The sequence below is a fragment of the Microcoleus sp. PH2017_24_DOB_U_A genome (genome assembly GCF_020738205.1).
GTDB lineage: Bacteria > Cyanobacteriota > Cyanobacteriia > Cyanobacteriales > Microcoleaceae > Microcoleus.
In genome coordinates this window covers 1-15,414 of sequence record NZ_JAEQCT010000094.1, presented here as the reverse complement: position 1 = coordinate 15,414, position 15,414 = coordinate 1, and the positions used below count along the sequence as shown (strand labels likewise).

Below are 15,414 nucleotides of genomic sequence, written 5' to 3'. Positions count from 1 at the left end.
TTGAGTTTTGAATTAAATGAATTTTTAGCAGCAATAAACACAACAGAGTACCAATTACCAATTACCAATTACCAATTACCAATTACCAATTACCAATTACCAATTACCAATTACCAATTACCAATTACCAATTACCAATTACCCATTACCAATTACCAATTACCAATTACCCATTACCAATTACCAATTACCAATTACCCATTACTATATTTTATCTTTCCTCTTTAATATTTTTGATAGTTAAACCTTGGCGTTGCAAAGCTACTTTAAAAGCATCTGCCAAAGTCGCTTTAGTCAGAATATCCTGCAAGTCAACTCCCAAATGAACGATGGTTTGAGCGATTTGCGGGCGAATGCCGCTAATGATGCACTCAGTACCCATCAAACGGGCGGCGGCTACAGTTTTCAATAAATGTTGAGCGACTAAAGTATCAACAGTAGGCACCCCTGTAATATCTAAAATCGCAAATTCTGATCCTGTTTCCATGATTTCCTGCAACAGAGTTTCCATGACTATTTGAGTGCGGGCGCTGTCAAGAGTTCCAATCATTGGTAAAGCGAGAATACCTTGCCAAAGTTTGACTACAGGTGTTGACAATTCGAGCATTTCTTGCTGCTGGCGTTCGATGACTTCTTCGCGAGCTTTGAGAAAGATTTCTGTCACCCAAAGACCGAGCTGGTCTAATAAGCTGGTGGAAAGCCAAAGTTGTTCGACAAGTGCGTCGCGGTTTTGTGTCAATTCGCGACAAAGCCGATCGAACAATGGCTTTTTGAAGCATAATATAAAACTGGCTATCTCTGATGGGGTAAAGCCCCTCTGAACGCGCGATCGCGAAACTTCGGCCAGCAGCAGCCGCATATTTTCCCACTCTGGTGTCTGGATGTCGCTCAAGTTACCGTGTCCCACAGCTATTTGGAGCAATTGCAGGAACTCTTGACACTCCGATCGCAATTCTTTGGCTCTCATCAAGTCGTCCCGCCGCAGCCCGGTGTTTTGCAGTTCTTTGAGCCAGTCTGCTAGTAACTCAGCTTTGTTTTTTTCGAGGATTTCCGCGATCGTGTTATTGCTTGTGAGTTCCATTAAAATTATCTCCTGCTTAGCAATTTGGATAAAATTGTACGAGCGATCGCACTCTTGGTATTTTGGATGGGGTAACTTCTGAGTTTAGCTCACTGTTTGCTGTTTGCGATCGGGGGTTAAACGCCTAACTGCAAAATGCGTTTGACGATCGCACTGGTAGAACTCGGAACTTCTATTTCGATCAAGGAAATCTTGCCACCTCCGGCGATAACTGCCGGTGCTTCCGGCAAACTTTCGAGTTGATAGTCACCTCCTTTAACGTATATCTCAGGCTTCAGGATACTTATCAGTTTAGTAGCTGTAATTTCGGAAAAAATTACCACGCCGTCTACTGGTTTGAGAGCAGCCAGCACTTCCGCTCGCTGAATTTCCGGTACGATCGGGCGGGGTGGCAATCCCGGCTGCTGCGGCTTGATAGTTTGCACGCTAACATCGCTATTCAAGCCCACCACGAGCGATCGCCCCAAAGCTTTTGCCGCCTGCAAATAGCGGACGTGCCCCGCGTGCAGGATATCGAAGCAGCCATTAGTAAACACCATCGGACGCCACTTTTGAGGATCGGAGGCGATCGATCTTTCAAGTTCTCCCAACGTGTAAACACCCGAAATCATTACAGTCATAACTACAAAAATGCACGGCGATGAATCATCCTAGCAAAAAATGTGAGATAAGAGCGCGTTTGCCATTGAACGAGCCAGCGATCGAACTGCCAATAATTAGTAATTGGTAATTAGTAATTGGTAATTAGTAATTGATCGCTCTTAAGGAGAAAGCAACAAACAAGAATGCCCTTCTGCTGCGCTTTCCGGCAAACAGAACGAAAAAGGGGAAAATAGCTACTCCTGTATCTCTCCTCCCACCAAAAAAACCGATACTTGCTTTCCCACAGCCGCCAGCAGCCCCAAATTTGAGACTAAGAGTTCAAACTCCCAGATTCATCTATCGAGTAATAAAAATTTCGATTTTCAAGAGCGCGGTAGGCGATGAGGAATGACTTATTCTGTATGGGTTCGATCGCGATCCGAAAGTTGCATTGTTTTTGTCAATAGGTACAAATCCTACAATCGAAAACGGAAAATCTCAAATCGATCGAGTGACTGCCGTGTTGTGCAGTTGGTAATTGGAGGTTCAAAAGATTGGGAAACAATTATTTCTTTCAGATCTCTGTGAGATCAATTACTATAAGACAGGGGATGAAAGTGCCACGCCATCTGGCAAGCGAGAAATATAGCGGTGAAACACACCTAAATCTTACCAAAAATTTGGGTCTAAAGCCCCATCCTTTTAGGACAGCTTTAATTCTGCCAGAACTGTGTTAGAGTTTTTATATCCGGTTCGGTAACGTAAATGTTAGTATTTGAAGCCAAGCTAGAAGGAAAAAGCGAGCAGTACGAACGGCTAGACGAAGCCATTCGTACTGCTCGCTTCATTCGTAATAGCTGCATCAGATACTGGATGGATACGAAAGGGGTGGGTCGCTACGACTTAAGCGCTTATTGCGTAGTTCTTGCCAAGGAATTTCCTTGGGCCACCAAGCTTAATTCAATGGCTAGGCAGGCTTCCGCAGAAAGAGCTTGGTCATCAATTGCGCGGTTCTTCGACAACTGCAAAAAGGCAAAACCAGGAAAGAAAGGTTTTCCGCGCTTCAAAAAGCACTCGTCGCACGGTTCTGTAGAATACAAGACTTGTGGGTGGAAACTTTCTGAAGACAGAAGAAGCATCAACTTCAGTGATGGCTTCAAAGCAGGTTGTTTCAAGTTATGGGGAAGTCGCGACTTGCACGAATATCAGCTAAATCAAATTAAACGGGTGCGCGTAGTTTGTCGGGCAGACGGCTACTATGTGCAATTTTGTATTGACGCTGAACGCAACGAAAAGCGTGAACCGACCAGGAAAACTATCGGTTTGGATGTAGGGCTAACTCATTTCTACACGGACTCTGACGGTAATACCGTCGAGAACCCGCGTCATCTAAGAAAATCAGAGAAGTCGCTAAAACGACTTAATCGGAGACTCTCCAGAACCAAAAAGGGTTCCAAAAACAGAGATAAGGCGAGAAATCGCTTGAACAAAAAACACCTTAAGGTAAGTAGGCGACGTAAAGACTTTGCTGTGAAATTGGCAAGGTGCGTAGTCCAGTCTAACGACTTGGTAGCCTATGAAGACTTGCAGGTGAAGAACATGGTCAAAAACAAAAAGCTATCCAAGTCGATATCTGATGCGGCTTGGACAACTTTTAGAAATTGGATTGAATATTTTGGCAAAGTGTTTGGGGTAAGCTGTTCGACATTCAAACTGCACTATTTGTGTGCCAGACCCCATACTGTAAGGGGTTGAGGCAATAAATTTAAATGACTAACAGCTTAGCAACTGGTGGGAGGAAATTTGAGGCGATTACCCGATCGAGCTATTTTGGTGGAAAATAATCTGAAGTACCAACCTGTGCAAGCATCTTGTTGGGACTTCCCAAATCATCAAATGGGGGACGGTTTGATTCGTCTTTCGCGTGCGGACTTTCCCGTCTCAGCAGCCCTTTTCAGATTCAGGACTCCTGTTTGCACAGATTCGGGACTTAACCTCTGCGATGGTGTGGCACCGGCCGCGCGATCTCCCCAAACGAAGCAATCAGTGAGGAAGAGCAATTGAACCCTCTCATCAGTCAACTCATTAAACAAAATTTCGTTTAATCTAACAGTGTAGAATTATCTAACAGCAATTATGAAAGCAACTAACAGCCGTCAATTTTCTTCAGTAGCTGCTCGCACTCTCAAAGTAGTCGGGATTATCTTGATTCTCTCTGCCTTGCTTAACAGCATTGTTCTATCGCTGCCGGGAGAAATCTCGGACATGAGCAATCGAGGCTGGCAGTTGGCCGCAGCAACTCAGATAGTTGACCGGGGCATTATTCCTTTGATGGGTATCGCCCTGCTGATGACGGGCTTTTGGGTGGACAGCAGCAGTGGAGTCTCTATTGACCGGCGCAATGTTTGGGTTGATTTGCGATTTTGGGCACTATTGATTTCCAGCTTGTTAGGGCTAATTTACCTATTGCTGGTTCCCGTTCATCTCAACAATACTCGCCTGGAACTCAAAGATGCTCTGGTTCTACTCGATAAGGAAGCCGGACAAGCAGAAGCTAAACTAGATGCCCAAATTAAAAGCGAGCAGTATAAATCTGAGTTAGAACAGCGTAAAAGCCTTCTCCGGAACCAGATAGGCGCGCTACTGCAAGACGACGGGAAGCTGCAACAAGAACTCAAGAATCCAAATCTTCCCAAGGAATTGAAAGCCGTGCTTCAGGAGTCGAAAAATGACCCGAAAGCCCTCGATAAGTTCTTGGAACAGCAAGCCCAAGAACTGCCAAATCAAGCTCGCAAAGAGATTGGTACCCAGAAGCAACAAAAAGAGAAAGAGTTGAGAACTCGATCGAGAAATTCGAGTTTGCAGACTGGAATCAACAGTTTGCTGTTGGCGATCGGCTACATTACTGTTGGTTGGAGTGGACTCAGAAGTATGGGAATTCTGCGGTTCGGTCACCGCAAAAATTGATCGGCCCGACTGCTCGGAACGCGCAAGTCGAGATATCCCTAAGAAATACTTGATCTGCTGAATATAGCAACTGCACCTAGTAGTTAGGACGCTGTTAATTGCTGAAACCATCGTTCTTCTTGCATTTTCACATCTTCCTTCTTCCTTCTTCCTTCTTCCTTCTTGCTTCTTGCTTCTTCCTTCTTGCTTCTTGCTTCTTGCTTCTTGCTTCTTGCTTCTTCCTTCTTCCTTCTTCCTTCTTCCTTCTTCCTTCTTGCTTCTTGCTTCTTCCTTCTTGCTTCTTGCTTCTTGCTTCTTCCTTCTTGCTTCTTGCTTCTTGCTTCTTCCTTCTTGCTTCTTCCTTCTTCCTTCTTCCTTCTTCCTTCTTCCTTCTTCCTTCTGCTATAGTTTGCCCTTACTGAAAGCTGGGAATGTTCTCAATTTATATTCTGACTTACAACGAAGAGATTGATATCGCCGCTTGCATTGAATCGGCACTGCTTTGTGACGATATCATTGTAGTTGATTCTTTCAGCAGCGATCGCACCCTTGAGATTGTTCAAAACTATCCCGTGCAAACAGTGCAGCATCGCTTTGAAACTCACGGACGCCAGCGGACTTGGATGCTCCGAGAAGTAGAATGCAAGTACGAATGGGTTTACATCCTCGAAGCTGACGAGCGGATGACGCCTGCACTGTTTGCTGAATGCTTAAAGGCGATCGAAAGTCAAGAATATATAGGTTATTACGTAGCTGAAAAAGTAATATTTATGGAGCGCTGGATTCGTCGCAGCACTCAATATCCGCGCTATCAAATGCGCCTGTTTCGCAAAGACCAAGTATGGTTTACTGACTACGGTCACACTGAACGGGAAGTCTGCAACGGGCCCACTCACTTTTTGAAGGAAACCTACCCTCACTATACTTGCAGCAAAGGTCTTTCTCGCTGGATTGAAAAGCACAACCGCTACTCGACTGACGAGGCGGCTGAAACTCTCCGCCAATTAGCAGCGGGTCAAGTAAATTGGTGGGATTTATTGTTTGGCGCGTCGGAGGTGGAAAGGCGCCGCGCTTTGAAAGATTTTTCTTTGCGTTTGCCTTTGCGGCCTGTGGTGCGCTTTTTCTATATGTATATTTTACTCGGCGGATTTCTTGACGGTCAAGCTGGATTGGCTTGGTGCACGCTACAAGCTTTTTATGAATATTTAATATTGCTCAAAGTGTGGGAAATGAAGCATATGCCGCTGCCCAATTTAGATGCAGGGTCGGAACAGTCTATTTCGGAAGTAATAACAGTTGAGCAGTCTAAAGTTTCTTACAATCTTGGCGCTTCCGATACTCGCAGTTGAAAATTGGGAATTGGGAATTGGTAATTGGGAATTGGGAATTGGACACTGATTGAGTTGCTAGGGTGCTAGAAAACCCAGCCCTGTCAGGCGTGGTGAATTTGAACCAGAGAAAAAGTATAAAACCGCTATTTCAGCTCAAATCCGTTAGCATCGGAATGATAATTTTCTCTCGTCTTTCTCTGATTCTTCTGTGGTTGAATAATTCCGCAGTTACCGGATTTGAGCTGAATAGTTTTTATTCGGTCGCGTAATTGTGTACGTTCGTACACGAAAAAACTAGCGAAATTCATTAAGGTTTTTTTTTGCCGAAGATGAACGGCCGATAACTCGCGATCGACTAAAACAAGTCCGCCGCCAGATGCCGTCGCTGCAACACCGAGTTTTTCTGGGATCTCGAATCCGGTAGCATGGGAATGATAAATTTCTCTCCTCTTTCTCTGCTTCTTCTGTGGTTGAATAATTCCGCAGTTACCCGATTTGAAATCGCGAGCCGATTTTTCTCTCCTTCAAACAAGAAACTTTGCTATATGGAGTTACAGAAAAAACCCGGTTTCTTGAAGAACCGGGTTTCTGAATAACCTCAAAGTTTGATGCTTAATCAAGTTTTGATTGTTAACTCAAAACTCTCACAACTTAAAACTCTTGAGATTTTGCTCCTGTTTTTTCCCGATCGATCTTTAAGATCAACACACCCAAAGGCGGCAAACACAAGTCGATCGAATAAGCGCTGTTGTGGAACCACCACTCATCAGTCCACTTACCTCCCAAATTCCCCATATTGCTGCCGCCGTACTCCCGCGCGTCGCTGTTAAACAACTCCGTATAGAAACCCGGTTCCGGCACTCCGACGCGATAGTGAGAGTGTGGCTGTGGCGTAAAATTGCACACAGTAATCACAAACTGATCGCCATCCTTCTCGCGGCGCACAAAGGCCACCACGCTGTGTCTGTTGTCGCTGCAATCAATCCACTCAAACCCATCCTCAGCAAAATCTTGACTGTAAAGTGCCGTTTCGCTGCGGTACAAATTGTTCAAATCCTTGAAAAATAGCTTCAACTTTTGGTGTGGCTCAAATTGCAGCAACTGCCACTCCAAATCGCCCCAAACGTTCCACTCTTGCCACTGGCCGAACTCCATCCCCATAAACATGGTTTTCTTTCCGGGATGGGCAAACATAAAGGTAAACAAACACCGCACGTTTGCAAACTTTTGCCATTCGTCCCCTGGCATTTTCCCGATGATGTGGGCCTTGCCGTGGACAACTTCATCGTGGGACAAAGCCAACATAAAATTCTCGCTGTGGTTGTACCACATACTAAAAGTTATGTTGTTCTGGTGGAACTGCCGGAACCACGGATCCATGTGGTAGTAGTCGAGCATATCGTGCATCCAACCCATGTTCCATTTCAGGTTGAAGCCCAAACCGCCTACATAAGTCGGCCAAGATACCATCGGCCAAGAGGTAGATTCTTCGGCGATCGACAATGCGCCTGGGAAATAGCTAAAAATGACGTGATTTGTCTGGCGCAGAAAATCTGCCGCCTCGATATTTTCGCGTCCACCGTACTGGTTGGTCAGCCATTCTCCGGGTTCGCGGCAGTAATCTAAGTACAACATCGAGGCTACTGCGTCTACGCGAATGCCGTCGATGTGATACTTGTCAAACCAGAACAGAGCATTTGATACTAGGAAATTCCGCACTTCGTTGCGGCCGTAGTTAAATACTAGGGTTCCCCACTCTTTGTGCTCGCCCTTGCGGGGATCGGCGTGTTCGTACAAGTGAGTTCCGTCAAAGAAGGCTAAACCGTGACCGTCTTTGGGGAAATGTCCCGGCACCCAATCTACCAGTACGCCTATCCCTGCGGCGTGGCACTGGTCAACAAAATACATGAAATCTTCTGGTGTGCCGTAGCGGGATGTTGGGGCGAAATAGCCTGTTACTTGATAGCCCCAGGAACCGTCGAAGGGATGTTCGGCAATGGGCAACATTTCGATGTGGGTGAATCCTAAGTCTTTGACGTAGGGAATTAGCCGATCGGCCAATTCGCGGTAAGTCAAAAAGCGCGCGCCCGGATTCAGTTCCGAAACCGGCACTGCTGGTTGTATTTCTCCGTTTGGCAGTACGGCAGGTTCGGCTGTACCCGCGTGCAGCCAAGAACCGATGTGGCATTCGTAAACCGAAACCGGCTGCGTCAGTTGGTCTGTGTGCCGCCGCTGTTCGATCCAAGCGCTATCGTGCCAAGTGTAGGTATCTAAGTCGGTGACTATTGAGGCTGTTTTGGGCCGTACCTCTTGCTGGAAACCGTAGGGGTCGGACTTTTCGTAGGGATGTCCGTCTTGGTTTTTCACTTCGTATTTGTAGTGAGTTCCGTAGGATAGTCCCGGAATGAATAATTCCCAGATGCCGTTTTGGGATTTCCGCATTTGATGTTTGCGGCCGTCCCACAGGTTGAAATCTCCTAAGACTGAGACGTTACGGGCATTTGGAGCCCAAACTGCAAAATATACTCCTGTAATGCCGTCTACTTCGGTGAAGTGGGCTCCTAGTTTTTCGTAAATCCGGTGGTGGTTGCCTTCTGAGAATAGGTGAAGGTCAAATTCTGTGAGTTTGGGCGATCGAAAGGCGTAGGGGTCGTAGATAAAGCGTTCGTGTTCCCCTTCTTTGACTCGCAGTTGATAGTTTGCTAGTTCTGGGGTGTCGATCGTACATTCAAAAAAGTGATGGTGATGCTCTGATTTCATCGGGTATTCGGCCCTCGCTTCAGGCAAAACTACCGATACTGCTTCGGCATTCGGCAGATAAGCTCGGACGACCCAGACTTTTTTGCCATTTTCTTCGATCGCGTGGGGGCCTAGCACTTCAAATGGATCGTGGTGCTGATTCCAAACAATCCGGTCTATCTGTTCAAAGGGGACGGTCGCGGGCATAAAACTACTTACCTCAATCTTTTGACTAAATGGCGGCTTTCAAAACCTAGAGCGGAGCTGCACTTTACATTTGGATACATTTTTGATCGCTAATGCTACCACGCTTACTGCAACCCTTGCGCGCGCTCTTGCCTTGCTGGCGACCAAGCTGTGCTTTTACTGCTAAGGGCTAACATCTAAGTATAGAAATATTAAAACAAATTGAAAAATTTATATTTTTTAGATAATATCCTTGACTTTTTTTAACCTGTGTGATATAAAATTTTGGCAAATTATGGTTAATGTGCCAAACCAAGGTGGTCAAGGTGGGTGAGTTTGGCCGAGAACTCAATGTTGATTAATTAGTGGAATTTTCAGGCTGGGGCGATCGCCCGACAGGTATCTTCTCAAATCCCGGAGGCAGGGTTTCGCCGCAAACTTGGTGAATGTTGGCAATGCGCTCAAACAGCCAAGGATACTCAATCCGGTATTTAGGAATCAAAGCTAAAGGACTCAGCAGCGCGGCAGCAGTAATATCTGCCACGCTCAAGGAGTCGCCTACAAAATAGGAACCGTCTTGCCAGCGACGCTGCAACAGGCCTAAAGCAGCGCTCAGGCGCAACTCGGCGAGTTTTGCCGAAGCGTGGTTAATGCCGAACTGGCGGCGCGCCAACTGAATCACTAACTGGCTCAAAACAGACGGGTCGATTTCCTTGCCCGCACCGGCGCGAAACTCGTAGTAAACAAATCGAGTGGCAATGCCGATGCTTTCATCGAGCCAGTCTTCCAGCATCCAAGCCTCTGCTTGCAAACTCTCGTCTGCGGGCAACAGCGGCGTTGAAGGAAAACTAGACTCGATCCAATGCAAAATTTGCGTCGAATCTGCGATCGCCCCTGGTTGACCTTCAAGTTGAGGCAGCAGTACCGGCACTGTCCTCAAACCCCCCGTGAGAGGCTTGAGTTTCAAAACGTGCAGGCCCGGAGTCAAATTTTCTACTTGAAAGGGGATGCCCTTGTAACCCAGCGCTAAGCGGACTTTGCGGCAGTAAGGGGAGGTACTGAACTGTAGTAAAAGCATCTGACAAAAAATAACACCCAACTTGAGGCCTAGACTGATGAGATTGAAAAATGCGAAGAGCGAACCATTTTTCACCCTTGAGGCTAGGCCCGTTGGGGTTTTACTCCGCGATCGCCTAGTTAGGGCTTTTTAGGAGAGGGAGAAGCACCGCCTGCTGGAGGCTTGTCTGCCCCAGGAGACTTTTCAGCCCCAGGAGACTTTTCAGCGCCAGGAGTAGCCTTTGGACTTTCCTTTGGTGTTGCTGGAGCAGAAACAGGAGGAGGAGTAGTACCGCCACCAGGAGTGGGGCTAGCGCCACCGCCACTGCCGGCATCACCGCCGCAAGCGCCGAGGGCTGCTGCAATGCCAATTACCAAAGTCAAACGAATTAATCCCTTGTTCATAAACACTCCTTAACATTCAAAACCCATCGCAAGGAAGGGAATAGTGTACTTGAGAAACAATGCTGGCACGAATAGATCGACGATTCGCTCGTTGATTACAATACTGCATTTATTAATAAATTTCACATTGATTCTGGCGAACCGGCAAAAAATTCATTTTTTTGGCAAATCTAGAAGTCAAAGAGACCAGTGGTAGGATGGGTTGGTTGGTTTGTGAGGTATCTTTGGTAAGGATAACCGAGATTTCCAGAAATTGGCGATCGGCAACCGCAAAAACTCCTAACCTCACTCAAGCTGAAGCTGCCCTCTATACGTATTGGTGAACTCTGTCAGTAACCCAGCCCTAAACGGACTGAGCTTGTAAGAGAAATCGAGCAAGCTGTACTGACCAGCCTAAGTCTTAACTGACTACGTTATTTGGGTCACGACACTCCTTGAATGCGACGCTAGTTTTCCGCTCTGTCGTTGGTAGTTAAACAGTCTTAAGGTCACTGAGACAGTATTGCCAGCCTAACAAGCCCTTATAACATTGACCGACAAGCGAACATTACCCGGAAGGGATTAGGAGACAACCAGATCTCCACGGAGGGGCAACCATACCCCTCCAACCCCGAAAGGGGCAGATAAAGATTCAAGGCGATTGAAACCGCTCTTGGAGTTTTCCTCTCAGATCTAAAGATACTGAGTTTCCCACTTACCGAGTGTTTTTTATGACCGCTGCTATCAGATCCCCTGATTCTCCTCGTCGCTCCCGATCGACCGGCAAGCCCACCACAGACGCCGCCAAAAGCAAAGTTACTTCTATTGCCCGAGCTAGACGGGCAAAAACTGGGCCCCAATTGCCTAACTACTCCCCAGCGGACGAACAGGCCAAACCTCGCGCGCAAGGATCGGTGCTGAAAGTGATGCCCGATCGCCAGTCGCATCCGATGTGGCTGCGATCGCTCCTGCGGGTGGAGCGCGCCTCCTGGGCCGCATTGGTGCTGCTGTTGGGCGGCGCTCTGACTCTCTACGGTTTGACTGTTTACGGCGAGCAGCGCTGGAGTCAAGAGTATCAAAAGCTGGAAACTCTGCGCCGGGGCGAACAGCAGTTGAGTGCTGCTAGCGAAGTCTTGAAACACCAACTTGCTAAAGAAGCTGAAAATCCAGAAACCGGTTTGGCTGCACAGAAGCCTGCGGACACGATTTTCTTGCGCCCGGCCCCGGAAAACCGATCGCCCGGTGCGGCGGCACCAAACTCTGAAGAACCTGCTCTCAAGAAGCGATCGGGTGGGGAAACGCCGCTGGGCTATTGAGGCAATGTCGATTTGAGATTTGAGATTTTAGATTTTAGATTGACTCGCAGCGCCGTGAATCTGGAGGCTTGAATCTTGAGTCTAAAATTTGGGGATGCACAAACATTGTCTGTCGGAACTGCGGTGCCCGTTTTTGGGCAATGTCAACGCGGAGAGGGCCCTCTTGGGGATGTGTCCGAGGGTCTTGCTTCGGGTTTGATTTTTGTGAAAGTGCCGATCGATTTTGGCCCTACCTACCCTCGGTTAAAGTTTTCAAATATTATTTGAAAATAATAAAGAGAAGTTCAAAAAAATAATGCTACAGTAAGCAGCAAATCCCAATTTAATATTTATAAATTATTCGCAATTCTTCAATTATTCAATTCATAAATCTAAAATCTAAAATCTAAAATCTAAAATGGTAGAACTTGTCGGTAAATTTAGAATGCTATGAGCTACGATCCCCGTTTTGACCGCTACAGATCGCCGAATTTTAAACGTCCAAAAGCGTCGAGCGATTCCCTACGGGATAGCTACGCTTCACGCACTTGGTGGGGCAAACCAGTCAAACCCAGAGTTGCGGCTACGGCTAGCAGCCCGCCTCGACCACCCCTGGAGCGTTTAAAACGCAACAAGTTCCGCTTGTGGGTTGTGTGGGTGGTGTTGATGCTCGGGGGGCTGGGGCTGGCTGTAAATTTGTTTTATTTGCAGGTGACGCGAGCTCCGGCGCTACGCAAACAGGCTCTTCAGCAGCAAACTCTCAAAACGAAGCCGTTTGTGCCGAGACGCCCGATCGTCGATCGCACGGGAAATGTGTTGGCGATCGACAGACAGGTGTACACTCTCTACGCTCACCCGAAGTTGTTCAAGCACTCGAAGGCGGAGATTGCTGCTAAATTGGCTCCGATGTTGCCGATCGAAGTAGCCCCTGGCAATACGGCGGAAACTGAACTGCTGCGAAGGTTTAATCTGGCAGAAAGCGGTATTACGATTGCTAGTTCTTTGGCTCAAGAGGTTGCCGATCGCGTGGGGCAGATGCAAATTAAAGATAGTCCTGTGGATGGGCTGGAGTTGGTGCGGCAGCAGCAGCGTTTTTACCCGCAGCAGGAGTTGGCGGCGGATGTTCTGGGTTATGTGGATGGGGAACGGAAGGGACAGGCGGGGGTGGAATACAGCCAGCAGAATTTGCTGGAACGATCGATGCCGTCGATTCAGTTTAGTAAGTCGATCGACGGACATTGGCTTCCCGATCGACTGACGGCGGGTTTTGTGCAGCTTGATGACTTGAAATTGCAATTGACGATCGACAGTCGCTTGCAGCGGGCGGCCCGGATTGCTCTGAAGGAGAAAATGCTGAAACACGAGGCGAAGCGGGGCGCGGTGATTGTGATGGATGCCCGAAACGGCGAGTTGCTGTCGGTGGTGGCTGAACCTTCCTACGATCCGAATCAATATTTTAATTTCGATTTGTCGCGCTATAAAAATTGGGCTGTAACTGATGTTTATGAGCCTGGTTCGACTTTTAAACCGATTAATGTGGCGATCGCCCTGGAAGCCGGTGCGGTCAAACCTAACACTGTGTTTAACGACGAAGGTCGGATTTATATGGATATCTGGACTATCCAAAATTCCGATTACAAACAAGCAGGCGCCCGCGGCCCTTCGACTGTTACGGAGATTTTGAAACATTCTAGTAATGTGGGGATGGTTCACATAATGAACACGATGAAATCTTCTCTTTACTATCAAGCTTTAGAAAAATTGGGACTGGGACAAACTGCGGGTACAGATTTGCCTTTTGAAGTAACGAGTCAGCTTAAAAATCGAGAGCAATTTATCAATTCTCCGGTGGAAGTTGCTACTACTGCTTTTGGTCAAGGTTTTTCTATTACTCCGATGCAGTTGGTGCAGCTTAATGGGGCTTTGGCTAACGGTGGCAAGTTGGTAACTCCTCATGTTGTGCGGGGACTTTTCGATCGCGAAGGTCAACCTTTTTGGAAGCTGCCGAGGGCTGTTCCGAAGCAGGTTTTTTCGCCACAAACTACCAAGAAGGTTTTGGAAATGATGGAAACTGTGGTGGATGGTGGTACGGGGAAAGCTGCACAAATTCCTGGGTATCGGATTGCTGGGAAAACGGGGACGGCTCAAAAAGCTAGTGCTGGTAGGGGTTATTCTGATAAGGCGATTATTACTAGCTTTGTGGGGATCATGCCTGTGGAGGCTCCTCGGTATGTGGTGCTGGCGGTGATTGATGAGCCTAAGGGTGGTGGTACGGGGGGAGTTGTGGCGGCGCCGATTGTGGAGTCGGTGATGGAGGCGCTGATTAATATTGAGAAGATTGCGCCGAGTAAGAAATAGGAAGGGCAGCTTAACTGGAGGTTCATTTCTTGGGTACGTAGTTGCGCTTCAGCGCTCTTTAGTATGCTGAGGAATGAGAATTAAATAACTTACAATTGGGAGAATCTCAGTTTTGCAAGAAGCATTTTTTATCTTCCGTGCTGTCCCCGCTCGCGTGCTTGTACAAGCACGCGAGCGGGGACGCTCGCACTGTAAATGCAAAACAAAACTGAGATGCTCCCTTACAATTTTTATGCTTCTTGTGGGATGGGCGTCCCGCCCGTCCAGAAAGGGTTCCCGAGCGTCCCGCCCACCCCACAAACTTCTGTAAATTATTTAATTCGCAATCCTTAGAGCGCTGAAGCGCAACTACGTACCTACTGTTTGTGTTGAGCAACCAGAAATATCGGAAGAAACCGGGTTTCAGGGGTTACGACTCGATGTCAATAACAATATCTTCCGTATTTATTGGGTTTTTTTTGTCTTTGGGAGGTGCGTTGATGTCCTATAAGTGTGGAAATAATAACGCATCGATCGCCACTTTGAAGATTAGGATGGGATAGTGTTAGGGTTCCTTTTGCTCCAACACTTGTACAGTCATCATTCCTGTCACTGAGGACGGGGCAACCTTTAAAATTGAACATGGCTCGCCAGACTGTTCCATTTTTTTTTATTTTATTTGTGTTCTCATTGACTTTATCGAAAGTTGTATCATGTTCATTTATCTGAATATCTGGCTCTAAGCTTTTCCATTGGTTGGCTGGTACTTGGGCTGGTGTAATCTCGGCTTTGTGGACTGCTACTTGTAGGTTTTCTCCTACTTGCTTGAAGCTGGATTGCCATGCAATTTTGTCGCGTTTGGCGTTGCTTTGGGCAAGTTCCATTGCCCAATAAGCCCGATCGACTGATACCTTCAAACGCTGGTTGTTGATGAACATTAGCCAAGAGGGGCTGGCGATCGCACAAAATATCCCCAGTATTGCGATAATTATCAATGTCTCAAGCATTGTAAAACCGGCGTTAGGTGCTGTGGATCTGCGTTTGGGGGTTTTATTTGTTGACACGTAAGTACACTCAGTGATTTTTTGTTTAAAAAAAATAGCTGGAAGGCTCTATTTTTGTTGGGAGTATTTTAACTTTGAGCGTGGTTACTGTATAGGTCGCTTAAATAAAATTTACATAAAAAATTAGGATCTGGTAGGGGCGGTGTGGATGAGGATCGCCCTTTGGGAGAAATTGCGGGTATTGATGCGATCGCCCGCTGTGGATGAGAGCTTGCGGGGCTGCTAAATTTGCGATCGTACTAATGCTCGAAAGGCTTTCATCGCGACGTTTCTGCCGGCTGTTTTGCTTTGTTCGATATACTGGGGGACGAGATGGGCGATCGGTATGCCTCTAATCATTAATTTATTGGACAAGACTGGACAATGCGTACATGGCGATCCATAATACTAATATGGCAAAGTACGTGAAACCA

The 15,414-nt window shown here is 47.0% G+C and carries 11 protein-coding genes and 1 pseudogene; 6 read left to right on the top strand and 6 right to left on the bottom strand.

All coding sequences use genetic code 11. The features are described 5' to 3' along the window. Complete coding sequence (locus JGK07_RS24665; RefSeq protein ID WP_293291092.1) at positions 1–228, top strand: hypothetical protein; 228 nt, start codon at positions 1–3, stop codon at positions 226–228. On the opposite strand, the gene JGK07_RS24660 is transcribed toward JGK07_RS24665, so the two are convergent. Next, positions 212–1,081 (bottom strand): STAS domain-containing protein, encoded by an 870-nt coding sequence (locus tag JGK07_RS24660; RefSeq protein ID WP_293181387.1) that lies wholly within the window; start codon positions 1,079–1,081, stop codon positions 212–214. The genes JGK07_RS24665 and JGK07_RS24660 overlap by 17 nt on opposite strands. A 116-nt stretch (positions 1,082–1,197) precedes the next feature. Continuing rightward, positions 1,198–1,692, bottom strand: coding sequence for an adenylyltransferase/cytidyltransferase family protein (locus JGK07_RS24655; RefSeq protein WP_293181456.1), 495 nt, complete (start codon positions 1,690–1,692; stop codon positions 1,198–1,200). 736 nt (positions 1,693–2,428) lie between these two features. Between JGK07_RS24655 and JGK07_RS24650 the strand changes: the two are divergent. From JGK07_RS24650 to JGK07_RS24640, 3 genes and pseudogenes are all read left to right on the top strand, one after another. Further along, positions 2,429–3,355, top strand: a pseudogene (locus tag JGK07_RS24650) (transposase); the annotation flags it as partial. A 444-nt stretch (positions 3,356–3,799) separates the two neighbouring features. After that, entirely contained in the window at positions 3,800–4,630 is an 831-nt protein-coding gene (locus tag JGK07_RS24645; RefSeq protein WP_293146585.1) for an HpsJ family protein, read from the top strand. A gap of 410 nt (positions 4,631–5,040) precedes the next feature. Next, on the top strand, positions 5,041–5,958 hold the full coding sequence (locus JGK07_RS24640) for a glycosyltransferase family 2 protein (RefSeq protein WP_293181390.1): 918 nt from the start codon (positions 5,041–5,043) through the stop codon (positions 5,956–5,958). Positions 5,959–6,591: 633 nt separating this feature from the next. Here JGK07_RS24640 and glgB read toward each other — a convergent pair. The 3 genes from glgB to JGK07_RS24625 form a co-directional block, all read right to left on the bottom strand. After that, positions 6,592–8,886, bottom strand: coding sequence for a 1,4-alpha-glucan branching enzyme (glgB, locus tag JGK07_RS24635; protein WP_293181393.1), 2,295 nt, complete (start codon positions 8,884–8,886; stop codon positions 6,592–6,594). 337 nt (positions 8,887–9,223) lie between these two features. Continuing rightward, a complete protein-coding gene (locus JGK07_RS24630; protein WP_293225832.1) occupies positions 9,224–9,943 on the bottom strand; it encodes a glutathione S-transferase family protein in 720 nt (239 codons plus the stop codon). Positions 9,944–10,062: 119 nt separating this feature from the next. Further along, positions 10,063–10,326: a serine protease gene (locus JGK07_RS24625; protein ID WP_293181399.1), complete on the bottom strand. Its 264-nt coding sequence runs from the start codon at positions 10,324–10,326 to the stop codon at positions 10,063–10,065. A 710-nt stretch (positions 10,327–11,036) separates the two neighbouring features. Between JGK07_RS24625 and JGK07_RS24620 the strand changes: the two genes are divergently transcribed. Then, complete coding sequence (locus JGK07_RS24620; protein ID WP_293181402.1) at positions 11,037–11,621, top strand: hypothetical protein; 585 nt, start codon at positions 11,037–11,039, stop codon at positions 11,619–11,621. A gap of 429 nt (positions 11,622–12,050) precedes the next feature. Next, positions 12,051–13,958: a penicillin-binding protein 2 gene (locus tag JGK07_RS24615; protein ID WP_293225830.1), complete on the top strand. Its 1,908-nt coding sequence runs from the start codon at positions 12,051–12,053 to the stop codon at positions 13,956–13,958. A 422-nt stretch (positions 13,959–14,380) separates the two neighbouring features. On the opposite strand, the gene JGK07_RS24610 is transcribed toward JGK07_RS24615, so the two are convergent. Further along, complete coding sequence (locus JGK07_RS24610; protein WP_293191243.1) at positions 14,381–15,001, bottom strand: type II secretion system protein; 621 nt, start codon at positions 14,999–15,001, stop codon at positions 14,381–14,383. Positions 15,002–15,414 lie beyond the last annotated feature (413 nt).